This window comes from Acidobacteriota bacterium (assembly GCA_020349885.1).
Taxonomy (GTDB): domain Bacteria; phylum Acidobacteriota.
The window spans coordinates 1,546,846-1,571,493 of the sequence record CP070701.1; the positions used below are offsets into that span (position 1 = coordinate 1,546,846).

Genomic DNA, 24,648 nt, shown 5'->3' on the forward strand with positions numbered 1-24,648 from the left:
CCGTGGGAGACACTGAAAGCGCGGTTTCACGAGGAGGAAGTGTACGAGGCGTTTTATGGGCTCAAGATGCGAGATCCTTTTGAGCTCTTTCATTTCTATCTTGCGGGAGCGGAGCAGATGAAGGACTACATAGCGGACGTCACGACGCTCAACACGGACGACAACGTGTGGCTGGAGCACCGGATGCCGTACGACTTCTTCAGCGTGAAGGCGGGGGATCTTGTGCCGGAGCTGATTCGGCGTTTTGCGAAAGGGCGGTTGGCGGATCTTCGGAAAATGGCGCCGGGCCTGCCGGAGGAGGAAGCGGTGCGCACCATGATTCGCTACGTGCATTCGGACGAACCGCGCCTGAAGGGGGAAGGCGACGAAATCCTGGACTACTGGAAGAAGCGGCGGGCACCCATGATGGAAGGATTTCTGGACGCTTTCGAGGAGGAAGGCGACACGGAGATGGTGGAAAAGGTGCGGGCATGGCGGGAAGACGCCGAGGCCTACCGTGATGCGCGCGTGCTGGCCACGCGGCACGTTTTAAAGACGCTGGATGTCCGTGTGCAGCAGCAACCCTCGCTGTGCAAGGCCCTCATCGACGAAGCGCTCGCCAAGGCGCCCGACCTGCCGTTCGCGTTGCTCATGGCGGGCAAGTTTGCCTTGCAGGACCAGGACGCCGCCAAGGCGGAAGAGCACTTTCTCCGCGCGCTGGAATGCCCGTGGAGTGGTGCGTACTACGACGCGGCGATGGGGCTGGCCGAGCTCAGGGAGCGCGAGAAGCAGCCGGAGGAAGCCCTCGCTTACGTCAAGCTCGCCGAAGAGAGCAATCCCTATTTCCCGAACGCGTTCTCCTTTCGGGCCTACCTGCTTCATCGCATGGGGAGAACCGACGAGGCTTCGGAAACTCTGGATCAAGGCCTTTTCTACAATCCGGGCGACGCTATGTTGTTGAACACGCGCGAGGAGCTCGGCTCCGCGGAGGCGAGTGGCAGTTAGCCGTTGGCGGTTGGCTCTTTACTCCTTATTTCTTACTCCTTTCTCCTTTCTCAATAAAGCGGCAAAAGCGGCAAAAGCGGCAAAAACGGCAAATCCGGCAAAAACGGCAAATTAGGCAAAATCCTTGACGAATCGCCGGGGAGGCATAACGTATGAAGTGATGACCAAATTTCCGAATCTCCAAATGACCAGATATAAGGAATTACATCGTCCAATTTGGTCATATGGTCATTTCGAATGACGTAGAACGATAGAACGCGAAGAGCAAGTGTTTCTGAAAAAACGTCGATTCTACGAAACAAAGCCACTAAGTGGTGTAAATAAAGGGTTTTTAAATTGACCCTGGGAACAAACCCCGACGAAAGTCGGGGCAAGGTTTACCCCGCCCAGGGGGCGGGGCCACTAAGTCGCGCGGATAAGGGGTTTTTTTAATGCTCGAACGAACCCAGACTAAAGTCTGGGTAAAGTTTACCCTGCCGTAATGGCAGGGCCGCTAAGTATGTATGAATAAACGGTTTTTTGACGGCCCTGGGAACGAGCCTTAGAAAAACCTGGAGTTGCGAAAATGACACAGCGCTTGAATCTTTCTGAAAAATTGCACGTTTTCCTCTCCCAAGGGGTATTAGTAGTAGAAGGAAGAAAAACCAATGAGTAACACCTTTTTTGATTGCGAGACGGTTAGGCGGCTGCTCCCCGAGCGAGGGGAGTTGAGCGGCGAGGCCCGTTGCGGCCTGGAAGAGCATCTTTCATCGTGCGCCGCCTGTGCCGCCGAGGCCGCGCGGGACGAGGCCCTTCAAGACGCCCTCGCCCGGGCGGCGCGTCTCGAGATCAGCCCCTGGTTTCGGGAAAAACTCCACCGCGACATCATGGCCGCGGTGGACGACCTTGCCCCGCCGGAGCGCTATGCGAGGGAGGGTTCCCTGCCTGCCGTGCGTCCTGCGTCCTACGTCCTGCGCCCCACGTTTTTCGCTTTAAGGGTCGCGGCTATTTTTGCTGTTTTTTCGCTTGCAATTCTGTTTTTTTTGTGGAATCCTATCTCTCTAAATAAACGTACCCCCGAGGCGGCGCTTGTGCCCCAGCAGGTGGCGGTGCTTCCCTCGGAGGGCGTTCCGCTTAACGCGGGAATGGAAAACGCCGAGCCCCCGGCGGGGCGGGCGCCTGCTCTTCGGGAAGTTTCCGGGGAGGCAAGGACGGCCGCCCGGTCGGAAGGCGAAGCGGCTTTGCTGGAAAAAGTGGGTGTTACGGTGCGTTTTGAGCGCGATGCAACTGTTCTGGAATGGACCGGGCCTCGGGATGCCCGCTACAGGGTCACCCGGAGCTTCGGGCCCGATTTCGAGACGGCCTCCTACCTCGAATTCATCGAGGTCGAGGGCCTGCGCTACCGCGACCTCGACGCGCGCCCCGGCACGTGCTTCTACCGGGTGGAGATGATAGGATGATGGCTGAAAACCGCCGAAGCCCCGGTGCTCGGGGACTGCGGCGCAATAAACGAACTCCTAAGAAAGGAGGAGTACAGATGATAAAACGACAGACACGCTACCACGTTCTGGTGGCGGTGGTGGGCGTTCTGGTGGTCGCGATGGTGGGAAGCGTCATCGGCTCGAACATGGGCTTCAAGATGACCCGCGGCTTCACTGTGAACGCGAACCCCGCTGCCCAGAACGCTTTCATTGTGGCGTTCCCGCACCACAACCCGTACGGCACTCTAGGTACCGACCCTGAAGGTGACCCCTCCGACGAGCTGCTTCTCGACTGGTGGGACAGCACGAACCAGCTGTGCATCACGAAGTACGATAACGCGGTGCCGGGGGACACCTTTCGGTGCATCGCTTCGATCCCCTTTCCGCCGTTCTACACCTTTTCGGGAAGCCCGTACGCCTTCACGGCGGGCGAGGGGTACAAACTCGAAATCGTGTCCGACCTTGCGGGACGCGTCATGGTGGGCTCCCACGACCCGACCTTTCTCCAGGCAGGGCCCCAGGCGTACACGGTCAGCGCGAACCCCGCTGCCAAGAACGCCTTCATGATTTCCGTGACGCCGAACTCGAAGTACGGCAATCTGGGTACCGACCCTGAAGGTGACCCCTCCGACGAGCTGCTTATCGACTGGTGGGACAGCACGAACCAGCTGTGCATCACGAAGTACGATAACGCGGTGCCGGGGGACACCTTTCGGTGCATCGCTTCGATCCCCTTTCCGCCGTTCTACACCTTTTCGGGAAGCCCGTACGCCCTCACGCCGGGTGAAGGGTACTGGCTCGAAATCGTGGCGGACGTTAGCCGCCCGCAGTCACCTTACTACTAAAACAGTCCTATAGGACACGGAGGTAAAAAACAACATGCGAAAATTGCTTTTCACAACCCTGGCCGTCATAGCGGTTGCGGCCGTGCTTGCGCCGCAGGCGGAGGCCGCTGTCTTGCAGTTCGGCGTCTATGACCCCGTTACGGGCCAGAACGCTACCGACCACGGTGGCAACCATACGGACATCATGTACTACCCTGGCGCCCCGGTTACCGGTGGCGCCCTTGAGAGCTGCTTTACCGGAACGCCATATCCGGTTGCAGGTGGATTAGCCGATGGAGGCCTTGGCTGCCGCGCTCCGGGAGTTTTCCTCCTAGGAACTACTTCGGGAAACCTGGTCGACTCTCCCATTAATCCCGACCCCGCGGGTGCGGGCACGGAGTACGTTATTGCGTCTACGTACCTCACGAACGCGCCGGGTGCATGGGCCCCGGGGGCCTGCTACCCCCACGCTGCTGTGAACGGGACCCCTTGTGTCCAACAGTTCCTGAACATCGTCTACAACAGCTTCCAGACGACGGATGCGGCTGCCGCGACGGCGGATCTCGGTGGAGGGTTTAACCCTGCTACCATAGTTCCCGTGGGCCAGCCGGTTGGACCGAACTCGGGGAAAGCTCCACTTGGAGGAGGGGCTTACTACCCGCACGTGGTGATCCCGAGCGGCATCTTGCCGGGCCCGACTCCCGGAGGTGGTTTCTTCCCGACCCCCAACGTGTTGGTGCCCGGACCGGTCACCGGCAACCCCGTGATCGGCGTGCAGCTCTACCGCTCCACCACCGCCTTTGCCTCATGCGTACCCCCGGACTTCGCGCTCGCGGACCTCGGCAACTTGAGCGGAAGCGGCCCCACGGTGCGCTGGGACGGCACGGGGATGGACGGCGACAAGATGGGCGTCGTCGGCGGGGAGTTCTACTTCAACGACATCACCCAAAACGCGGATGCACCTCTGAACTACATCGCTGTGCCGATGCTCGTTAGCGACCTGGCCAACCCGTTCGGCGTTTCGCTGTTTTTCGAGGGCTCCTGGGGCCCCACGGGCCAGCCGGGCGACGCGTTCGGTCTTCCGATACCGGCGACGGTAGTCTCCTTCGACGCCGACTTTGACCCGCGCACCGGCAAGGTGACGCTCAACTGGAAATCCGCCGCTGAGCAGGACCTCAGCGGATACAACGTCTGGCGCCAGCTGAGCCTGAGCGGCCGGCCGGTCGGAGATAAGGTCTTGGTGGGCTTCGTTGGCGCCGCAGGTGGGCCGGCTGAGTACTCGCTTACCGACGAGCCCGACCTGAGCAAGTTAGGGAGGCTTGCTCGAGGGAGACCAATTGACGCGGACTACTCGCTCGAGGAGGTGAACGCTGACGGGACCACGAACGTCATAAAGACGACGAGCGTGCAGGTGACCAAGAGTAGCGGACGCAGGTCTCGCTAACCGAACGAGTAGACGACGAAAATATCGCGGAGGCCCCCGGTTTCGGGGGCTTCCGCTTTAATCCGTGCAGAGCGTTAATGCGCGGCAGGCGCGGGAAGTGCGGGCCGCACCCCTGGCCTGCTCGCCAGGGCAGGCGACGGGACAAGTTTCTGCACTTTCTGAACATCCCGCACCGTCTGCGTGTGCTATCCTTTCGCTATGCGGTTCGCCGTTTCGGCCACTGAGGACGCGGCCCGGCGGGGGCGACTTGCCTTTCCCGACGGCTTGACGGTGGAGACGCCGGCCTTCATGCCCGTCGCCACCCACGGGACGGTGATGGCCCTTGCGCCGCACGACGTCGAGGCGCTCGGCTACGAGATGGTTCTCATGAACACCTACCACCTTCACGTGCGGCCGGGCGAGGACTGCATCCGCGCGCGCGGAGGGCTGCGCCGGTTCTTCCGCTGGAAGCGCCCGATTCTGACGGACAGCGGCGGCTTCCAGGTGCTGAGCCTCGCCCGCGACGCCCCGGCGTCGGGGCAAGCCGGGCGCGTCGCCGTGGACGACGACGGCGTCACGTTCGCGTCCCATATCGACGGCGCGAGGAAGCGCCTCACGCCCGAGGGCGTTTTGTCCATCCAGCATGCGCTCGGCTCGGACGTGTGGATGTGCCTCGACCACTGCCCGCCGCACAGCGAAGACCGGCGCCTGGTGGAAGAGGCCGCGCGGCGGACGCTCCGCTGGGCCGAGCGCTCGCGTGCGGCCTACGAGGCGCTTCCCGAGCCCAAGGGCGTGCTCTTCGGCGTCGTCCAGGGAGGCACCCTGGCCGAACTGCGCGAGGCGAACGCCCGCGCCCTTGCGGCGCTTGATTTCTCGGGCTACGCCCTCGGAGGGCTCAGCGTGGGCGAGAGCAAGGAGCGGATGCTGGAGACGACCTCGCTTGCATGCGCCGCCCTTCCCGAGGAGAAGCCGCGCTACCTCATGGGCGTGGGGACGCCCCGGGACATCGTGGAGTGCGTGGCCCGCGGCGTGGACCTTTTCGACTGCGTCATCCCGACGCGCAACGCCCGGAACGGAACCCTCTATACGCGGCGGGGAAAAATCTCGCTCAAGCGCCGCGAGTTGGCCGCGCGCGACGATCCGCCCGACGCGGAATGCGCGTGCTTTACGTGCCGCAATTTCTCGCTGGCCTACCTGCGCACCCTGTGGAAACAGAAGGAAATTTCCTCGATGCGCCTCAACACGATCCACAACCTTGCGTTCTACGCCGACCTGATGCGCGCCTCGCGCGAGGCCATCGAGCGGAAGAATTTCGCCGCGTGGAAAGAAGCAGTCGTCAGGGACCAGGAAGCAGATGCCGAAGATCAGGAATCAGGGGACAGTGATTAGGGGCCGGTTTCGAGTAGCCGGGAACCAGGCGGGCTGGCTTCTGGCGGCTGACCCCTATTCTTCGCCGATGGCGACGCGGTGCACGCGGGAAGGGTCGCCGCCCGCGTTGAGGTACTCGGCGCCCGGGCTTGCCGCGGACTGGAGGAGGCGGTGCGTTTTCGGGTTGCGCACCTCGGCGCGCACGCGGTAGAACATGGCGCCCACGTTGGGGCGGTCGGGGTCTTGGCGCAGGAGCGCGCGCGGGCGCACGTCGGCGTAGTGCGTCGGGCGAAAGCCCCAGCTGCCGCAGAGCCGGTTCTTGTACGGACTCGCCGCCTCGGTGCCGGCGTCGGGGCCGGGCCGCCCTGGGCGTTGAGGCTCCACCGTGAACCACAGAAAAACCAGGCGGCCGCAGCCCCGGGGCCAGCGGCGCATTTTTTCGCGGGAGATGCGCTCGCCTTGGAGCGTCACACGCTCGACGGGCGAGACGTAGAACGCTTCGCCGGTGCGGGGGTCGCGGAGGCGCACGACGGCCGCGAGCACGGCGTTTTCGCCGTACGGGATGTTTTTCCATGTGTCGCTTGCGGTCTCGGAAAACATCGTGCTCGAAACCACGTAGGCCTCTTCCACGACGGGGCACGGCACGGGCTCCCGCGTCTCGAAGTAAAGCCAGGCGCCTCCCACGAGAAGCACCATGGCGCCGACGATAATCGCTAGGCGTGCAAGCGGTGAATCCATTGCCGTAAGTGGCGAAGCGCGGAGCACGCCGCGGCCTGCTCGGCGGACTGCTTCGAGTTCCCTTCGCCCTCGTAACGCTTGCCGCCTAGCGTCACGGAAACGAAGAATCGCCGGCTGTGCGCCGGGCCCTTCTGGCGCTCCAGACGGTAGGCGGGGTGGCTGTAGCCCGCGCTTTGAAGCACCTCCTGAAGGCGCGATTTGAAGTTGGAGCGATCCAGGTGCTTGCGCGTGGCTTTGCGGATCGCCTTTTGGAAGCATCGAAGCACGAGTGCCCGTGCCACGCGCAGCCCCGAGTCAAGATAGAGCGCGGCGACGAGCGCTTCGAACACGTCCGCGAGAATCGAGGCCTGCAGGCCTCGAGACTCGGAGCCGCCCACGCGGATGAACTCGCCAAGGCGAAGCTGCGCGGCCGCCTCGGCGAGGCTTGCTTCTCCCGCAAGCGTGCTCCTGAGCTTGGAAAGCTCTCCCTCGTGCCAGTCCGGATGCTCCCGGAACGCGGCCTCCGTGATGAGGAAATCGAGCACGGCGTCGCCCAGGAGCTCGAGGCGCTCGTAGGACGAGAGCTTCATTTCGGGATGCTCATTCACGTAGGAGGAGTGGCAGAGCGCCTCGTGGGCAAGCTGCGGGCGGTGGAATCGGTGACGCAGGCGCTGCTCCAGACGCCGAAGCGTAGTGCGCGAAAGGCGCGCCTCGGGTGGCTTGGAAGAACGCTTTTTTCTCATGGCGGAAGAAGCGCTCGCAAACGCTCCTGCTCGAAGCGGGCGCGCTCCATGGTCGCCATTTCCTGGCGTTCCTCGACGCGTTGCCACATGGCGATGGCATCGTGAGGGCTGCCGACGGCTTCGTAAAGCTGCGCCAGCCGCACCATCGTTTCGGTGGGGGCTGCAGGGAAGCCGCGCGCCTGCTCCAGGGTTTGGATTGCTTCCCGCGGGGCGCCGACCTGCGCGAGCATGTCTGCGTAAAGAAACCGCAGGCGGAAATCGCCCGGGGCGAGCGCCAGGGCCTCGCGGTAGGCCTCCAGGGCTTCCGGAATAAACTTCATATCGCGGTAGAGATTGCCCTCGTATTCGTAGACCACGCTTGCCTCGGGAGCGTGGAGCTTCGCCTGGTCGAGGGCCTCGAGGGCCGCTTCGAATTTCTGACGCTGCGTCCGGACGGCTCCAAGCTGCGCCCATGCCATCCCCATGCGCGGCTTCAGCTCGGCTGCCGTCTCAAAGGCCCGCTCGGCTTCCTCGAGGCGACCCTTTTTCAGGTAGCTTTGTCCCAGGATGAAATGGAGCCCGGGGTAGGCCGATTTCGTCCGCCCGGCGCGCTCGAATTGCTCCTCGGCTTCTTTTGTGCGCCCGATCGCCCACAGGTGCTCACCCCAGTTGAGGGCGCGCAGGGAGAGAACGGTCCCCAGCGTCCAGTCCGAGCGAACGCTTTCTTTGCCCCGAAGCACCATGCGGAAGAACGTTCCGCCGGGAAGGGGCTCGTCTTGGCGCGCGATGCGCGCCAGCGGACCCTGGGGTGTGAGCTGAAACCGCGCGTCAAGGTCGTATTCGCTCTGCTGCGCCGTGGCGTAGAGGGGGCGGCCCTCGACCAGCACACGGTTAAAGAGCGCTTCCTCGGCGCGCTTGATGCGCGCCGGCCGTTTGGCCGAAGGCGTCCGGTGAAGCGGCGCCTCGTACAGCGGCTCGAACACATGGCCGTTTCGATCCACGACTTGAACGTCGGGGCGGCGCTGCTCGACGAGTTTCATGTAAGCAAGTGGGAAGACGTGGTTATCGTTCCAGGCAAGGAGCACGCCTTCGGGCTCGACGGCGTGGAGCATTTCGTAAGCGTTGTCGTAGACGACGAAATTTTCGGATCGGTCCGCGTGCGGAAGATTCCAGACCGCAAGCGCCAGAGGAAGGGCCAGCGTGAGCGCCTGCCAGGGCCCGAGGTAGGGCGCGAGGCGTGGGGCGAGGCGGCGAAGTCCAAGCGGAAAGCATGCCGCCCCGATCGCTAGGACCAACGTGGAAGGAATGCCGCAGGGCTCGGAGGCGAGCGGTGCGGTGTCGAGAAACGTCGCGGAGAAGCCGTCCCAGAGAAACACCAGTCCGAGCGCGGAAGTTAAGAGCGGCGCCGCCGTCCGAAGGCCGACGATTCCGAGCACCGCAAGCGCGAGTCCCGCCTCCGTCACCTGACGCCGCAGAAGGCGCAGGTATTCCCAGCCCCGGTCGGCGTACTCGCCCGCCGCGAGCGCGAACCACCTTTCACGGGATTGCTTCGTCGTCACGTGCTCAAACCAATTCCTTAGAGTTTCGGGATTGCCCCAGTCGAGCCCGGGGTCTGCGGCCGACCGCAAGGGCAGGTAAGCATAGAGGCTCAGTCCCAGTGCGAGGAAGGCGGCTGTTACGCCGAGCGCCCGCAGCACTTCTTTCCATCCTTGCCAGCCGCGGCTGGGTGAGTCGTTCTTCCATAGCCTCCACCCGACGGGCAGCCACAGAAGCGGCACGAGGAGCGAGAACCCGATATGGTTCGAAAGAAGCAGCCCCCACGCAAGGCCGAAACAAGCGAAGCGCTTTGGGGTCGGCTCGTGCTCCAAGCGCCAGAAAGCCCAAAGCGCCGCAAGAAGCAGCAGCGTGTTCAGCGTATGGACTCCGGCTCCCGCCGACGAGGACCAGAAGGCCAGGCTGACGCCAAGAAGAAGCGCCCCCATGGAAGCGGCGAGCGCCGATGCGCCCAGGCGCCAGGCCAGCAGGAACAGGCCCACCGCCGCGAGCGCTCCGCAGAGCGCGGAGAAGAGGTTGTAACGGAAGGCAGCACTTCCAATGGGAAGAAGCACGGAAAAAACTTTGCCCACGAGGCAGTAGAGCGGGCTACCCGGTGGGTGCGCGACGCCCAGCGTGTAGGACGCAGTCGCAAGCTCCGCCGCGTCGCGGACCTCGACCGAGGGGGCGAGCGTCACCGTGTAGAGCCCCAGGAGAAGGGCAAAGACGGCAGCCGCCGACGCCGTATCCGTTTTAAGCCAGCCGAAAGTGGATTTCACGATGTTCTTCGTCCACCGACGTCGCCATGACCTCGACGGCGTCGCAGAGCCGCCATGCGCGGCCCGTCCGGCGGCCCCGGAGGGTGCGGCGAACCTCGTCGAGCGTGTAGAGGTCGTGCGGAAGCACTTCCTTCGGCACAAGCCCTTCGATCAGGTAGTCCTTGAGTTCAACGTAGAGACCGTGCCTCGTTACTCCGCTTACGAGCGCCAGAAATTTTTTGCCGATTTTGTCGTGCATGAAGCGCACTTTTTTCCATTCGATGAGTTCCCGCTCGGCGTTCTCGGCGCGGCGCTCCGCGAGCGAGGACGACTCGGCGATGGCCGCGAGCTCCGGGGCGAGGAGCGCCTTCTTGCGCCGCCGCGCAGGTCCCGACCTGTCCGACGTGTCGCTGGCAAGCCTGCTGCGGCGGGCAAGCCGAAGCGCCCGGTGCACAACCAAATCGGGATAGCGGCGGATGGGCGAGGTGAAGTGCGTGTAGCGCGGAGCCGCGAGGCCGAAGTGGCCCAGGTTTTTCTCGCTGTAGCGCGCGAGCATCATGGAGCGCAGGATCACATGGTGCACCACGCGCTCCTCCGGCTTGCCTTCAAAGCGCGCCAGGATTTTCTGCAAATCGCCCGGCCGAACACCGTCCGCGCGCGTTGGAAGCGCCACGCCCATGGCGCGCAGGAATTCCCGCAGATTGTCCATCTTCTTGGGTTCGGGCTCCTCGTGGACGCGGTAAAGAGAAGGCGCGCGCCGCTGCAGAAGGTGCTCGGCCACGGCTTCGTTGGCGGCGAGCATGAATTCCTCGATGATGCGGTGCGCCACGGTGCGCTCCTGCGGGAAGATGCCCGCGATTTCGCCCTCCGCGGTGAGGGAAACGCGCGCTTCGGGAAGGTCGAAATCCAGGCTCCCGCGCGCGCGGCGGCGCTCGTAGAGGATTTGCTGAAGTTCCTGCATTTGTTCGAAGTCCGCGGCGTGCTCCCGGTACCGTGCTCGCAGGCGCCTGTCGCCCGAGAGAATTCCGGCCACGTCCTCGTAAACCATGCGCGCGCGGCTTTCGATGACGCCGTCCGCGAAGCGGCACGAGACGAGCTCGCCCTTCTTCGTAATCTCCATAAGGAGCGACTGCGTCAGGCGCGGCACTCCGGGCCGCAGGCTGCACACGTCGTTTGAAATTTTTTCCGGAAACATCGGCAGGACGGCCTCCGGGAAGTAGACGCTCGTTCCTCGGCGGCGCGCCTCGCGGTCCGGGGCGGAGCCTTCGGCCACGTAGTGCGCGACGTCGGCAATGTGGACGCCCAGGAGGAAGTTTCCCTTCTTCGTGCGCCCGATTGAGACGGCGTCGTCGAAATCGCGCGCGTCGGGGCCGTCGATGGTGACGATGCGCAGGGGGCGAAAGTCCTCGCGCCCTTCGAGGTCCTTCTTGCGGGGATTGCGCGGGATTTTCTTAATCTCGGCTTGAACATCCTCGGGGAATTCGTCGGGCAGATTGTACTTGCGGATGGTGACCTTCAAGTCCATTCCCGCCGCGTCCTCCTGGCCAAGAATCTCCTCGATGCGGCATGTCATGTCGCGCCCCTCCGGACGGTCGAGGTCGGGGTAGCGCACGATGCGCCCGACGGCGACGCTCCCAGGCTTCGCGCCCTTTGGCGTGCCTTCGACGCGCAGCGGGGGAATCTTGGCGTCGTAGGCAACTAGGTGCAGGCCGGTCGTTCGACCGGAGGAGGCGGGGGTGCGGCGAATTCTTCCCACCACCCGCTCCACCGCACGCTCGAGGATTTCGAGGACCTCGCCCCAGCGCTTGCCCGTGCTCTTGCGGCGGTAGACGGCGATGCGCACGCGGTCGCCGTGCATGGCGCCCCGCAGGCGGCGCGGCGGGATGAAGACGTCCTCGGCCGAACTTGCTCGTGCAAGCGAGTCGGACGAGTCGGCCGGAATCATGAACCCGAAGCCCCGGCGGTTGATGTCCATCCGCCCTTCGAGCGTATTTCGCTTGCCCGCGACCTTGCGGGGCGCGCGTCCCCGCTCGGGCGCCTTTTTTTGTTTCTGCACCTTCGCGCAGGCCCGAAGGAACTGGCGTCTCTCGCGCTCCGTAAGGCCCATCTTGTCCGCCACTGCCTCCGGCGACGATGCGCGAGCTTCCTTGAGGTATTCCTTGATGAGCTTGGAAACGAGACTCATCTGCCCGACGTTATAGCCTAATGCGCGGGAAAATGCAAAATCCCATGGTGACGAGTCTACCCGATTTAAATCGCATCTTTACTACGACGGCGGGTTTGTGCTATAAGGGAGGCGGCGGCAAGTCATGAGCGGAAAGAAGCGGTTTCTATGGATTGCGGCTCTTGCATTCTGCGCCGTGCTCGCGCTTTCCTGCGGTGGAGGGGGAGGCAGCGGAGGCACGGGGGGAGGCCTTGTAATTTCCTGGAGTCCCGGAAGCGGTCTTCCGGCGGCGGGAAACGTTGAGTTGGTAAGAGACGCCGCCTCGACGCCGAGTCTTCTTGTACTGGACGTGGTCGTCTATGGGCCGCTGTCCGATGTCTACGGTATTGCCTTTCATCTAAGTTACGACGAATCGGTTTTTGTATTTGCAGGCGCTTCAAAGACAACGATTCTTGACGACGTGAGTTGCAGCGGCGCCTGCATTCAGTTTCCGACCCCGGACGAAACCAATCCCGATTTGCTCATCGTAAGCATGAGCCGAACCGGGAATGTGGGAGGCGTCGCCCTTCCAGACCAGCCGAACGTGTTTATGACGCTTCAATTCACCCCCGTGGCGGCGGGCTCTTCGGGCCTCTCCTTTGTTCCGGGGACAGCTAAGGTGTGCGATCCAGCTCTACCAGATTGCGTTGACCTCTCCGGGACCTGGACGGGCGGCATCGTCTTGGTTTCGTAGAGGCAGGCCATCCGCGAGTCGTCAGGGATCGAGGATAAGACACTCGTAGACGGCCTTTTCCTTTTGCTGACTCCCGGCCCCCTTAATCGTCCCTGCATCACTCAGCTGCGGAATGGATAAAGCGAGAAAATTTCAGCTCAGCTTCGTGGGCTGAACGATTTCCTCGCGGAAAGCCTCGATGATGTCGCCCACCTTGATGTCGTTGAAGTTGGCGACTCCGATTCCGCACTCCAGGCCCGCCTTGACCTCCTTGGCGTCGTCCTTGAAGCGCTTCAAGGAGGAAATCTGTCCCTCGTAGATGAGGACGTTCTGGCGGAAGAGCTTTACGTCGGCGCTGCGGGGAATGATTCCCGACGCCACGAAGCAGCCCGCAATGGTGCCCGCCTTGGAAATTTTGAAGGTTTGGCGAACCTCGGCGTGTCCCAAAGCCACTTCACGCCGCGTGGGCTTGAGGAGACCCAGCATGGCGTCCTCGACGGCCTCCGTGAGCTCGTAGATGACGTCGAAGGTGCGCACCTCGACGCTTTGGCGCTGCGCCGTGTCCGAAGCCTTGGACTCGGGGCGGACATGGAATCCAAGCACGACGGCGTTCGTCGCCTCGGCAAGGAGAATATCCCCTTCCGTGATGGCGCCCAGCCCCCCATGCACGATGTTGACTCTGACTTTCTCGGTGCTCAGTTTCTGCAGGCGGTCGGAAAGGACTTCGAAAGAACCCTTCACGTCGCACTTGAGGACGAGCGGCAGTTCTTGAATTTCACCTTTCTCGATCTGCCGGGAAAGCGAATCGAGCGTAAGGCGCTCCATCGTGCCCAGTTTTTCGGCCCGTGCGCGCTCGACACGAAGCGTCGCCACGCGGCGCGCCTCCTTCTCGTCCTCGACGACCTGGAAGCGGTCGCCCGCTTCGGGCAGGCCGTTCAGGCCGAGGACTTCCACGGGTGTCGAGGGGCCGGCCTCCTTGATGAAGCCGCCCCGGTCATCCAGAAGCGCACGCACGCGACCGTGGGCGGTACCCGCGATGAAGGCGTCCCCCTTGTGCAGCGTTCCCTGTTGAACGAGGATATTCGCCACCTGTCCATGCCCGCGCTCGACGTGGGCTTCAAGCACCGTCCCGCTTGCGGCTAACTCGGAATTGGCGCGGAGCTCTTTCAGGTCGGCCACGAGCACAAGCATTTCCAAGAGCTCGTCGATGCCCTCTTTTTTGAGCGCGGACACGTTGACCATCACGGTATCGCCGCCCCACTCCTCGGGCGAAAGACCGTGCTCGGCAAGCTGGGAGCGCACGCGCTGCGGGTCGGCGTTGGCCTTGTCAATTTTGTTGACGGCGACGACGATGGGGACGTTCGCGGAGCGGGCATGGCTTAAGGCCTCGAGGGTTTGGGGCTTGACGCCGTCGTCGGCCGCAACGACCAGCACCACGACGTCCGTCACGGACGCACCGCGGGCCCGCATCCGTGTGAACGCCTCGTGGCCCGGCGTGTCGAGAAAGACGACGGTGCGCTCGCTCCCGTCTTTGCGGTTGCGCGTCGTCACCCGGTAGGCACCGATGTGCTGGGTGATGCCGCCTGCTTCTTCCGAGACGACGTTCGTCTGCCGGATGGCGTCGAGGAGCTTTGTTTTTCCGTGGTCCACGTGCCCCATCACCGTGACGATGGGCGCGCGCAAGGGAAGCGGTTCGGACGGAGCGCTTTCCGCGGCCTCGGTGTGCGCACGTGCCGTCATTTCTTCGTAGGAAAGCGTCTGCGCGAGGAAACCGAATTCTTTAGCGACGGCCGCGGCGGTCTTGGTGTCGAGGGTCCGGTTAATGTGGGCGAGCACGCCGCGCCGCATCAGCGACGCGAGCACGTCCTTGGTCTTGACCTCCATGCGCTCGGCGATCTCTTTCACCGTGGCCCCCTCGGATAAGTAAACGGGCTTTAGCTCCGCGGCCGGCTCTTTTTCTTGAACGGCTTCCTCTTGAACAACTTCCTCTTGAACGGCTTCCTCGGTTTCTTCGGTTTTCTTCCGGGGAGCCTTGGCTTTTGGCTTCGGCATGGGAATCACGACGCCCTTGGGCTTTTCCGCCTCTGCGGCCTCCGGGACTTCGCGGGGCTTCGGAGATTCGGCGGGCGCCGGCTCCGGCAGTAGCTCCGGCGGTTTTGCCGCGGAAACTTTTTTTGGTTTTGCCCGAGGCTTTGCGGGGGGCGTTTTCGGCTTGGCCGCCCTGACGACCTTGGCGGGCTTGACCGGCGAGGGCTTGGCTTTTTGAGTCTTGGGTTTCCCTTTTTTCGGTTTCGCAGGGGCGGCGGAGGCAACTTTTCGGCGAAGCAGATCGGCGTCCGTCTGGTCAATCGTGTTGGAGTGGGACTTGGCCTGAACGCCCAGGGCGCGCAGTTCTTCAAGGGCCGCTTTCGCGGGCAGCCCGAGTTCGCGTGCTAGGTCGTAAATGCGTATTTTGCCAAGCATCAATTCTCAGCCGGCGTGTCGCTGGCTGCTGCTTTTTGAGGGGCCTCTTCCTTCGGCGCTTCGGGCTGCGGAGCGCTCTCGGTTTGCTCCGCCTCCGGAGAGTCGGGCGTGGCTAAAGCGGCGAGCTTTTCCGAAACGCTCTGCCGAAGACGCTCGGCCGTTTTCTTTCCAACACCCGGTACCGCGGTAAGCTGCTCGGGCGAGGCGGCGGCGATGGAGGCGATGGTTTCAAAGCCCGCTTTTTTGAGCTCCTTCTCGAGCGTTTTGCCGACGCCGTCCAATTCCCTGAGATTGTCCTCCTGCACTTCCGTTGCGGTTGTCATCTGCTCGGACACTTCTTTGCGCTTCGTTTCGGCACTCTTAATTTCGATGTGCCAGCCGATGAGCTGGGCCGCGAGGCGCACGTTCTGGCCGCCCCGCCCGATGGCGAGCGAGAGCTGGTCGTCTGCGACCACGACTTCGACGCGCTTTTCGGTGCGGCTGAGAAGCGACATCTTGCTGATCTTTGCCGGCGCGAGGGCGTTGCGGACGTAGGTAGCGAGGTCGCTCGAATAGAGGATGACGTCCACCTTCTCGCCACCGAGCTCGTGGATGATGTTCTGCACGCGGTAGCCCTTCATGCCGACGCATGCGCCGACTGGGTCCACTTTCGGGACGGTCGACTCGACGGCAACCTTGGTGCGGTCGCCCGGGTCCCGCGCGAGACCGCGGATGCGCACGATGCCTTCCTGAATCTCTGGCACCTCGATCTCCAAAAGCCGCTGCACTAGGCGCGGGTCGATGCGCGAGAGGACAATCTGCGGCCCCCGGGCCTGGGTTTCGACCTCGACGATGACGGCGCGGACTCGGTCGCCGGGAGCGTAGGTCTTGCCGCGCACCTGAAAACGCCGCGGAAGGATGGCCTCGGTCCGGCCCACCGTCACGATGGCGTTGCCGCGGTCGAGGCGCCGGGCGACGCCGCTCAGAAGGTCCCCGATTTTGCCCGCGTAGCGCTCGTAGACACTCGTGCGCTCGGCCTCGCGCACGCGCTGGTAGATGACCTGCTTGGCCGTCTGGACCGCGATGCGGCCGAACTCCCTGGTCGAGCGGGGGATAAGGATGGTTTCCCCAGGCTGGGCGTCGGGCTTCGTTCGGCGCGCCTCCTCGACCGAGATTTCCAAGTCGGGGTCTTGCACCTCTTCCACGGCCGTTTTTTGTAGGAACACCTCAATGGTGTTGTTCTCTCGGTTCACACGGGCTATGAACGATTCGGTGCTTCGGTAGAACTTGCGAGCGGCGGCCACGAAGGCCTCTTCCGTCGCCTGGATGACGCTCTCGGGATCAATTTCCTTCGCGCGGCCGATTTCCTGGATGGCGTCCAAAACGTTCATCGTTTTTTCCTCCGTGAGGATTTCGATCGGCGGGCTCGCTGGTTCCCCGACCGGGCCTTCCGGCCGGCCCGTCCGAGGGGCGGAGGGAAGGGGGCCGCCCGGAGATGCGCCTTGGCGATGTTTGAGAGAGAGATGGCGACTTCGCACCCTTCGACGTCCAAGACCACGTGCCCGTTCTCCGTGCGAAGGAGGCGGGCGTCGAAGCGGCGCCGTCCCTCGACGGGGGCATAGGTGCGAAGGCGCACGGGGTTTCCGGCGTTCGCCTCGAAGTGCTTCGGCGTGTAGAGGCCGCGCTCCATGCCGGGCGAGGACACCTCGAGCGTGTAGGAGCCTGCAAAAGGGTCTTCCACGTCCAGGAGCGCGCTCAACTGGCGACTCACGCGAATGCAGTCTTCATGGGTGACACCTCCCTCGGGGCGGTCGATGAAGACGCGCAGGACTCCGCCACGTCTCGATCTTGAATCGGGACACTCAATGTGGTAAAACTCGACGCCGTTCAGCGTGCAGGCCCGGCGCGCGAGTTCTTCCGTCATCGCCCTAGCTTGTTCGTCCATGAAAACACCAATAAAAAAGTGGGCTTCGCCCACTTACCCGTAAGGCACGCTCTAGTGTATCCGAATCACTGCGCGAAAGTCAAAGGGCCTGGCCTAGGGGTCGGCACGAAGAGCGAAAAAACCTTGATAAGGTGCGAGGTCGCGATTCTGGTGGGGAAAAGCCCTCCGCCGAAAAGGAAAACCAAGCTCCAAAGATAAAAAACTGCTCCTTCACGTTTCTATGTCGGGATTATGGACGAGCTTCAGCGGTTGGTTGGGGAACTGATATTAGGGGAGGGTCTTGGAGGAAGGTTCCATGTTGGGATTAGGCCTGCTTCCGGCGCGGCTGCCGCCGCGTTGTCCGCGTCGCCGTCCTTGGTTGGGAGCGTTTTTGCGCCTTTCCTCACGCAGGCGCTCAAGCTTCTTTTGGCGTTCGGGGTCTATCTGGCTGTTGTTTTGTTGGCGGGTCGTAGCTGCGGACTGGGCGGCGCTTCCGGGAGCACCCGGCGAAGCGCGGTAAGCATCCCTCGCGGGAGGCGAATGCGGCGACTTCCCCCCCACGCTTGGCGCCGCCTGCACCCCCACGTTGGCTCCCGTCGCCGCCACCGGCTCGCCCTCGATCATAGGCACGCGCTCGATGCGCTTCACCGACTCCTCGGGCACCGCGAATTGATTCTGGGCATCGAGGACCAAAAATATCCACGGCCCATCGGTGTACGTATTGGTAACGCGAAGGATCCGGCCGTTTTGGAAATAAACGTAGAGCTCGGCGCTGCCCGCGTGGGCGGCGACGCCCATGGCAACCGCCGCAATCCCCAGAATGCCGCACCATTTCATCCAGCGCTTCATCGCACGTTTCTCCTATTTAATAATACATCATTTGGCCAAAAAAGCAAGTTGAAAAGACATAGGACGAAAGCCCGCCCGCGACGCCCAAGTGTCGGGGCTTGCACCGACACGTCGAGGCTCGCCTTAAGCGAGTAGAGTTTGCCAGAGCCCTTGGGTTCTCGGGTTGTCGAAAAATCTTTGTTTCATGAGGCCTTACGTTTTGCCCGCCTCCTTCCGGGGCCGTAGGGCAGGCGGATTAATACCTGTTTCTATGTTGGGATGCGAATAGGAGCCGCGCTTGACATCATGGCGAAAATCGGGCACCCTATCGCTTCTATGGAAAGCGCTTTCACGTCCCTGCTTTTTGCGCAAGCGGCGCCCTCTCAGGGCAGCCCCCTGTCCATGCTCGTGCCTTTTGTGTTCATTTTCGTCATCTTTTACTTCCTTCTCATCCGCCCGGCGCGCAAGCGGCAGAAGGCGCTCGACGAGCTCGTCAAGAACCTCAAGCCCGGCGACCGCGTCGCCACCTCGGGCGGCATCTACGGCACCGTGGTCGCCGTGACCGAGAACCGCGTGCAGCTTCGCATCGCCGACCAAGTCAAGGTTGACGTGGCCAAAAGCGCCGTAACTGGACTCGACGAAAGCCAATAGCACCGCTTCGGCCACATGAGTCTTCGCCCCGCCCTTTCATCATGATGCAGCGCATCCAACCGTCGAAGCATCGCATATGACGATTCATCGAGAGATTCGCTGGCGCGTCGTCCTCATCGTGCTGGTGATCGTCGTAGCGGCCGTCTTCGTGACGCCTCCCGACGAGAGCATCCGCCTGGGCCTCGACCTGCGCGGCGGCACGCACCTGCGATTCGAGGTGCGGGCGGAGGACGCCGTCACCGCCGAGGTCGACCAGTCCCTCGTCCGACTCCGTGACCTTTTCCGCGACAACCGCTGGGAGTACGAAACCATTGAGCGTCCCGAGGGCGAAATCGACGTGCTCACGGTCGAGGGCGTCTCTCCGGACGAACTGGAGGAGATCGATAAGAAACTTCGCAAAACTCAGTTCAGCAATGACTGGCAGCGCACGGCGACGGAGACGGGCTACCGCTTCCAGCTCAATTCCGACGTGCGCGTGGGCATCGAGAATTCTTCCGTAGAGCAGGCCCTGATCACGATTCGCAATCGCGTGGACGAATACGGCGTCACCGAGCCGACCATCCGGCGCGAGGGGCTGGGCGGCAGGCGCATCGTCGTGCAGCTTCCGGGCGTGGATGACCCGGAACGCGCCAAGGCCCTTGTGAAGCGCACGGCCTACCTTGAATGGAAGCTGATGCGGGGCGAGGAGGCCGAGTCGCGCGTCGCCGTACAGCGCCAGTGGGACGGTGCCGTCGTGCCCGAGGGCATCGAGATTCTCGAGGAGCAGCCTAGCCCCAAAGACGGCGTCGTCAGCTACTTCCCCGTGGACGTTTCGACCATTCTCACGGGACGCGACCTCATGAACGCCCGCCCCGCGAGGGACGAGCTGGGGCTTCCCTCCGTGAGCTTCACGCTCAACCCCGACGCGGCCGACCGAATCCGCCCCTTCAGCCAGGCGAACATCGGTGAGCGCCTGGCCATCATCCTTGACGGGAAGGTTATCTCGGCGCCCGTCATCCGCGAGCGTCTGAGTGGTTCGAACGTCATCGAGGGGAACTTTTCGCAGGAAGATGCGCAGGACCTCGCCATTCAGCTTCGCGCGGGCGCCCTGCCCGCCACGCTCTTGGACCTCGAAGAGCGCAGCGTGGGGCCTTCCTTGGGGGCCGACTCCATCCGCCGCGGCGTTCGCACGGGCGGCGCGGCGCTCTTGGCCATCTTTGTCCTCCTCATCTTCTATTACCGCCTTGCGGGCGCGAACGCGACCATCTGCCTTCTGCTCAACCTGCTTATCATCTTCGGGGCGCTCGCGCTCGTCGGGGCGACGCTTACGCTTCCGGGCGTGGCCGGAATCGTGCTTACGATCGGCATGGCCGTGGACGCCAACATCATCATCTTCGAGCGCATCAAGGAGGAACGCGGCACCGGCAAGACGCCGCGCGCCGCGGTTTCGGCCGGCTTCGAGCGGGCGTTTACGGCCATCCTCGATTCCAACCTCACGACCATCCTCGCGTGCCTTTTCCTCTTTCAGTTCGGCACCGGCCCCATCAAGGGCTTCGCCGTCACCATGATTATCGGCCTCGCGGCGAACCTCTTTACGGCCATCTTCGTCTCACGCACCCTCTTCGAGATGCGCATGGGCCCCCGCACGCGGCGCGTCGAGACACTGAGCATTTAGATGAAAATCTTTTCGCCCACCCGGCCGATTGATTTCCTGAAATTCCGCGCGGTGGCCCTGAGCCTCTCGCTTGTCCTGATTCTTTTGTCCGTGTACTCGCTTTGGGGAAAGGGGCTGAACTACGGCGTGGATTTTGCGGGGGGGACCGAGCTGCAGCTCAAGTTCGCCGCGGCACCTTCCGTGGCCGAAGTGCGCGATCGTCTGCAGGATGTCGAGCTCGCCGACAGCGCCATCCAGCGTTACGGCGACCCCGCGCTGAACGAGATCCTCATCCGCACGCCGCTCATCGAGGTGGAGCAGGAACAGGGAACCGGGCCCGGAGCCGAGGACCGTCCGGAGGGCGATACGGAAGAGCCGGAGGGCGACGCGCGGCGGACCGTGGACGTGGTTTCGCTCATCACCGACGCGCTGCACTCGGAGGAAGAGAGAGCGAAGCGCGCGGAGGGGAGGCTCGATCTCAACCTCGCAAACTGGCAGGCTCTCGCCGCGCTCTGGACGGGAGGCGACCCCGAGCATGAAAAACGCGGATACTACGAGGGCCTGGGGCGCCGCATCGTCCACTACCGCAAGCAGCACGGCGGGCTCATCCAGGACTACGAGGAACTGCGCGAGACGGCGGACGACGACGAGTTCGCCGTGCTCGAGGGAAAAACCTTCCTCGGCCCCTTCACCGTCCGCCGCGTGGACCGCGTGGGCGCGAAGGTCGGCGAGGACCTTCGGGGGAAAGCCATTTTGGCCGCCGTCTGGTCGCTTGCGGCCATTCTCTGCTACATGTGGTTCCGCTTCGAGTTGCGGTTCGGCGTCGCCGCCATCCTCGCCGCGGCCCACGACACGGTCGTCGTCCTCGGGGTACTCTCGTTGCTGGGCACCTCCTTCGACCTGACCGTCGTCGCGGCCGTCCTCACGCTCATCGGCTACTCGCTGAACGACTCCATCATCATCCTCGACCGCGTGCGCGAGAACATCGCCCTCCGCCGCCGGGACAATTTCTACGACCTCCTCAATTGGAGCGTCACGCAGATGCTCGTGCGCACCTTCCTCACGTCGCTCAGCACGATTATCGTCGTAGGCGGCCTGTTCTTTTTCGCCGGAGAGGCCGTCCACGCCTTCTCCTCCACCCTGCTCGTGGGCGTCGTCGTGGGCACCTACTCCTCGCTCTTCATCGTCCTTCCCGTTCTCCTGCACTGGAAAAAACGCCCCAAGAAGAGCCGTTAGTGCGGTGCCTCGAGGCGGCCTTTCATCCACGTCCACGGAAATCCCCCCGGCGCCGGCCGGAATCTCCGCTCCCGCCTCCCTCCCCCCGCGTTTTGCGAGGCGCCCCGGGTCTGTTATCATAAAAATTTAGGTGCGGAGCCATGGAATACAAACTCCTTGCCCGAATCGATTCCCCCGAGGACCTGAAGGGACTCTCCATCGAGGAGCTCCCGCTCCTTTGCGGCGAGATTCGGGATTATCTCATCCGGACCATCCGCTCGGTGGGCGGGCACTTCGCCACCAACCTGGGCGTCGTGGAGCTCACCACGGCGCTCCACTACGTCTACAACACGCCCCGCGACCGCCTCGTCTGGGACGTGGGGCACCAGAGCTATCCGCACAAGATTCTCACGGGCCGCCGCGACCGCCTCCACACGATCCGCAGGCTCGGCGGGCTTTCGGGGTTCTGCAGTGCGAAGGAGAGCGAGTACGACGTCTTCGGCGCCGGCCACGCGAGCACGGCCATCGCCGCGGCGATGGGCATCGCGGCGGCGCGGGACCTGCAGAGAGAAAGCTACCGGGTGATCGCCGTGGTGGGCGACGGGGCGCTCACGGGGGGCCTCGCCTACGAGGGGCTCAACAACGCGGGCATCTCGGGCCGGAACATCACGGTGGTCCTCAACGACAACAAGATGTCCATCTCGCCCAACGTGGGCGCCATCAACCGCTACCTGACGCTGCTTACGACGAGCCCGACGTACACGAAGACCAAGGAGGAGATCCTCGCGCTCGTCAAGAAGATTCCCGCCGTGGGCGGAAGCGTGGAGCACCTCGCGCGCCGCCTCGACGAGCACTTCAAGACCCTGATCGTACCGGGCGGCCTCTTCGAGGCGCTCGGGTTCAAGTACTACGGCCCGATCGACGGCCACGACGTGGCGCTTCTCGCCAGGACGCTCCAGAACATCAGGGACGCGAAGGGCCCCGTGCTGCTCCACGTGCTCACGGTCAAGGGCAAGGGCGACAAGGAGGCCGAGGCGAAGCCGGTCGAATTCCACGGCATCTCCCCCATACCGCCCAAGGACGCTCCCGCGAAGCCCGAGGACCCGGCGAAGGCGTCGTGGAGCGAGGTCTTCGGAAGGTCGCTCGCCGCGTACGCAAGGGAACACCCCGACATCGTCGCCGTCACGGCCGCCATGCGCGAGGGCACGGGCCTCGATTTCTTCGACGCCGAGCATCCCGACAAATTTTTCGACGTGGGCATCGCCGAGGCCTACGCCGTGACCTTCGCGGGAGGGCTTGCGCGCGAGGGCATGCGCCCCGTGGTGGCCATCTACTCGACGTTCCTGCAGCGCGCCTACGACCAGGTCATCCACGACATCGCCCTCCAGGAGCTTCCCGTGGTCTTCTGCCTCGACCGCGCCGGCCTCGTCGGGGCCGACGGCCCCACGCACCACGGCGCGCTGGACCTCTCCTACCTGCGGCTCGTCCCGGGGATGACGATCGCCGTCCCCCGCGACGGCGACGAGCTTCACGACCTGCTGGAGACCGCCGTCCGCTGGACGGAGGGGCCGTTCGCGCTACGCTTCCCGCGCGGCTCCACGAGGGCCCCGGACTACGCGCGCCCGCGGCGGCGCATCCCCGTCGGCTCGTGGGAAGGGCTCCACGAGGGCGAGGACATCGTGCTCCTCGCCGTCGGCACCATGGTGGAGACGGCGCTCAAGGTGCGCGAGAAGCTGGCGGAGGAGGGCTTCTCCGCGGGGGTCGCGAACGCGCGCTTCGTGAAGCCGCTCGACGAGAAATTCCTCAACCGCGCCGCCGACCGCTGCCGCCTCGTCGTCACCCTCGAGGAGAACGCCCTAAAGGGCGGCTTCGGCGAGGCCGTCCTTCAGCATCTCAACGACCACCCCAGGCGGGACGGGGTGCACGTGGAGACCTTCGGCCTGCCCGACCGGTTCATCGAGCACGGCACGCGCGACGAGACCCTCGGGCTCGCCGGCCTCGCGCCCGAAGCGGTGGCGCGGGCGGTGCGCGACTCGGCCGCCGCGCTCCAGATCCGCCCCCGCCGCGCACCCGTGGTTTCCAAGACCGCGCTGCTATAGGCCGCCAGTCTTCGTTCGAAACGAAGTGAGAACGAAGACTGCCGCGGCGAAGCCCGTGGGCGAAGCCGGGCGGCCATTCGATGACGCGAACATTCGTTTCGAACTTCGCCTTGGCAAGCCTGCCGATTTATCCCGACATTGGCAGCCCCGCCCTCTGAGCGGGGTAAAGCTTGCCCAGACTATCGTCTGGGTTCGTTCCTAGCGCAAAATTAAAAAAGCCTTTGTTTACGCGACTTAGTGGCTTCGTTCCTGGCATTTCAAAAAACCCTTTATTCATAGGCACATAGCGGCTTTGTTCGAGCCTCAAAAAAATCCTTTATCCACGCGACTTAGCGGCCCCGCTCCCTGGGCGGGGTAAACCTTGCCCAGACTATCGTCTGGGTTTGTTCCTATGGCCAATTTAAAAACCCTTTGTTGACGCCACCTAGCGGCTTCGTTTCGTAGAATCGCCCTTTTTTAAAAGGTTCTTCTTTCCCATAACGGCCTCTATGACCATATGACCAAATGACCGAATGACCAAATTCTTGCATACGACATACTCTATACTCCATACGCTATACGACATACGTTCTATCGTCCTACGTCCTTCCTGACCATACTCCTTACTCCTTCTTCACATGTAGTCCGTTTCCGCGTTTTGTCAACGATTTTGCCGGAGTTGCCGTTTTTGCCTAATTTGCCGGATTTGCCGCTTTTGCCGCATGTGCCGCTTTTTTAGAAAGGGGTTAGGGATTAGTCGTTAGGGGTTAGCGGAAGGAATTTTTTCTAATCCTTAAACCCTATCCCCTAATCCCTGATGGCCGGCCTCCGGCCCCTGAGCCCGCCGCGCTACTCGAGGTCCGAAGGGTCGAATTCCTGCTCCTTGTAGTCCTGGAGCTTCGCGCGCTCGAACTTCTCCGCCCTGAAAAGCTCGCCCGTTTTGCAATCCTCCAACAGGAATTTCTCGGCTCCCTTCTTCAAACGGTAGCGGTGTCTTTCGCCGCATCTCCAGCGAAGGCGCTGGGTGTCCCCGGAAAGCTGCACGGATTTCCCGCCGTGAGAAGGGTGGGGACACTCATAGGTCACAAGGGCCTTCTCCAGCGGGGTTCTCCCCGTATCTTCTCCTTTTCTTTTTCCTTTCGTACTCTCGTCGGCGGACATTTCCTCCAACATTATAGCCCTTTTATGGAATTTCCTCAATGAGGTTCATCG

Annotated in this window: 19 protein-coding genes; 10 read left to right on the top strand and 9 right to left on the bottom strand. The window is 63.1% G+C overall.

All coding sequences use genetic code 11. The features are described from left to right. From JSV08_06700 to tgt, 5 genes are all read left to right on the top strand, one after another. Window positions 1–984: hypothetical protein (locus JSV08_06700; GenBank protein ID UCF80203.1), on the top strand; the 984-nt coding region annotated here is incomplete at its 5' end. Window positions 985–1,631: 647 nt separating this feature from the next. Next, window positions 1,632–2,423, top strand: a complete 792-nt coding sequence (locus tag JSV08_06705) for a hypothetical protein (GenBank protein ID UCF80204.1) — start codon at window positions 1,632–1,634, stop codon at window positions 2,421–2,423. 77 nt (window positions 2,424–2,500) lie between these two features. After that, the gene (locus JSV08_06710) at window positions 2,501–3,289 is read left to right on the top strand and encodes a hypothetical protein (GenBank protein UCF80205.1); all 789 of its coding nucleotides are present in this window, start codon (window positions 2,501–2,503) and stop codon (window positions 3,287–3,289) included. A gap of 34 nt (window positions 3,290–3,323) precedes the next feature. Next, window positions 3,324–4,712 carry a hypothetical protein gene (locus JSV08_06715; protein UCF80206.1) on the top strand — a complete coding sequence of 463 codons (1,389 nt, stop codon included), beginning with the start codon at window positions 3,324–3,326 and terminating at the stop codon, window positions 4,710–4,712. Window positions 4,713–4,910: 198 nt separating this feature from the next. Beyond that, window positions 4,911–6,080: a tRNA guanosine(34) transglycosylase Tgt gene (tgt, locus tag JSV08_06720; protein UCF80207.1), complete on the top strand. Its 1,170-nt coding sequence runs from the start codon at window positions 4,911–4,913 to the stop codon at window positions 6,078–6,080. 54 nt (window positions 6,081–6,134) lie between these two features. Here tgt and JSV08_06725 read toward each other — a convergent pair whose 3' ends face one another. From JSV08_06725 to rnr, 4 genes are read right to left on the bottom strand one after another with little or no spacing between them, the layout of a single operon-like run. Next, window positions 6,135–6,797 (bottom strand): hypothetical protein, encoded by a 663-nt coding sequence (locus tag JSV08_06725; GenBank protein UCF80208.1) that lies wholly within the window; start codon window positions 6,795–6,797, stop codon window positions 6,135–6,137. Then, complete coding sequence (rnc, locus tag JSV08_06730) at window positions 6,773–7,519, bottom strand: ribonuclease III (protein UCF80209.1); 747 nt, start codon at window positions 7,517–7,519, stop codon at window positions 6,773–6,775. Before rnc ends, JSV08_06725 begins: the two co-directional genes overlap by 25 nt. Further along, window positions 7,516–9,810, bottom strand: a complete 2,295-nt coding sequence (locus tag JSV08_06735) for a DUF2723 domain-containing protein (protein UCF80210.1) — start codon at window positions 9,808–9,810, stop codon at window positions 7,516–7,518. Before JSV08_06735 ends, rnc begins: the two co-directional genes overlap by 4 nt. Continuing rightward, complete coding sequence (rnr, locus tag JSV08_06740; protein UCF80211.1) at window positions 9,785–11,974, bottom strand: ribonuclease R; 2,190 nt, start codon at window positions 11,972–11,974, stop codon at window positions 9,785–9,787. The genes JSV08_06735 and rnr overlap by 26 nt, the downstream gene beginning before the upstream one ends. 124 nt (window positions 11,975–12,098) lie before the next feature. Between rnr and JSV08_06745 the strand changes: the two genes are divergently transcribed. Beyond that, entirely contained in the window at window positions 12,099–12,686 is a 588-nt protein-coding gene (locus tag JSV08_06745; protein UCF80212.1) for a hypothetical protein, read from the top strand. 132 nt (window positions 12,687–12,818) lie between these two features. Here the strand turns inward: JSV08_06745 and infB are convergent, their stop codons facing one another. The 4 genes from infB to JSV08_06765 form a co-directional block, all read right to left on the bottom strand. Continuing rightward, window positions 12,819–15,128, bottom strand: a complete 2,310-nt coding sequence (gene infB, locus JSV08_06750; protein UCF80213.1) for a translation initiation factor IF-2 — start codon at window positions 15,126–15,128, stop codon at window positions 12,819–12,821. Beyond that, the gene (gene nusA / locus JSV08_06755) at window positions 15,128–16,498 is read right to left on the bottom strand and encodes a transcription termination/antitermination protein NusA (protein ID UCF80214.1); all 1,371 of its coding nucleotides are present in this window, start codon (window positions 16,496–16,498) and stop codon (window positions 15,128–15,130) included. Before nusA ends, infB begins: the two co-directional genes overlap by 1 nt. Next, window positions 16,495–17,052: a ribosome maturation factor RimP gene (locus tag JSV08_06760; GenBank protein UCF80215.1), complete on the bottom strand. Its 558-nt coding sequence runs from the start codon at window positions 17,050–17,052 to the stop codon at window positions 16,495–16,497. Before JSV08_06760 ends, nusA begins: the two co-directional genes overlap by 4 nt. A gap of 267 nt (window positions 17,053–17,319) precedes the next feature. Beyond that, window positions 17,320–17,880 carry a hypothetical protein gene (locus JSV08_06765; protein UCF80216.1) on the bottom strand — a complete coding sequence of 187 codons (561 nt, stop codon included), beginning with the start codon at window positions 17,878–17,880 and terminating at the stop codon, window positions 17,320–17,322. Between the two features lie 315 nt (window positions 17,881–18,195). Between JSV08_06765 and yajC the strand changes: the two genes are divergently transcribed. From yajC to JSV08_06785, 4 genes are all read left to right on the top strand, one after another. After that, on the top strand, window positions 18,196–18,510 hold the full coding sequence (gene yajC, locus JSV08_06770) for a preprotein translocase subunit YajC (GenBank protein ID UCF80217.1): 315 nt from the start codon (window positions 18,196–18,198) through the stop codon (window positions 18,508–18,510). 76 nt (window positions 18,511–18,586) lie between these two features. Next, window positions 18,587–20,164: a protein translocase subunit SecD gene (gene secD, locus JSV08_06775; protein UCF80218.1), complete on the top strand. Its 1,578-nt coding sequence runs from the start codon at window positions 18,587–18,589 to the stop codon at window positions 20,162–20,164. After that, a complete protein-coding gene (gene secF, locus JSV08_06780; protein ID UCF80219.1) occupies window positions 20,165–21,379 on the top strand; it encodes a protein translocase subunit SecF in 1,215 nt (404 codons plus the stop codon). Between the two features lie 140 nt (window positions 21,380–21,519). Further along, a complete protein-coding gene (locus JSV08_06785; protein UCF80220.1) occupies window positions 21,520–23,457 on the top strand; it encodes a 1-deoxy-D-xylulose-5-phosphate synthase in 1,938 nt (645 codons plus the stop codon). Window positions 23,458–24,285: 828 nt separating this feature from the next. On the opposite strand, the gene JSV08_06790 is transcribed toward JSV08_06785, so the two are convergent. Next, on the bottom strand, window positions 24,286–24,522 hold the full coding sequence (locus JSV08_06790) for a hypothetical protein (protein ID UCF80221.1): 237 nt from the start codon (window positions 24,520–24,522) through the stop codon (window positions 24,286–24,288). Between the last annotated feature and the right edge of the window lie 126 nt (window positions 24,523–24,648).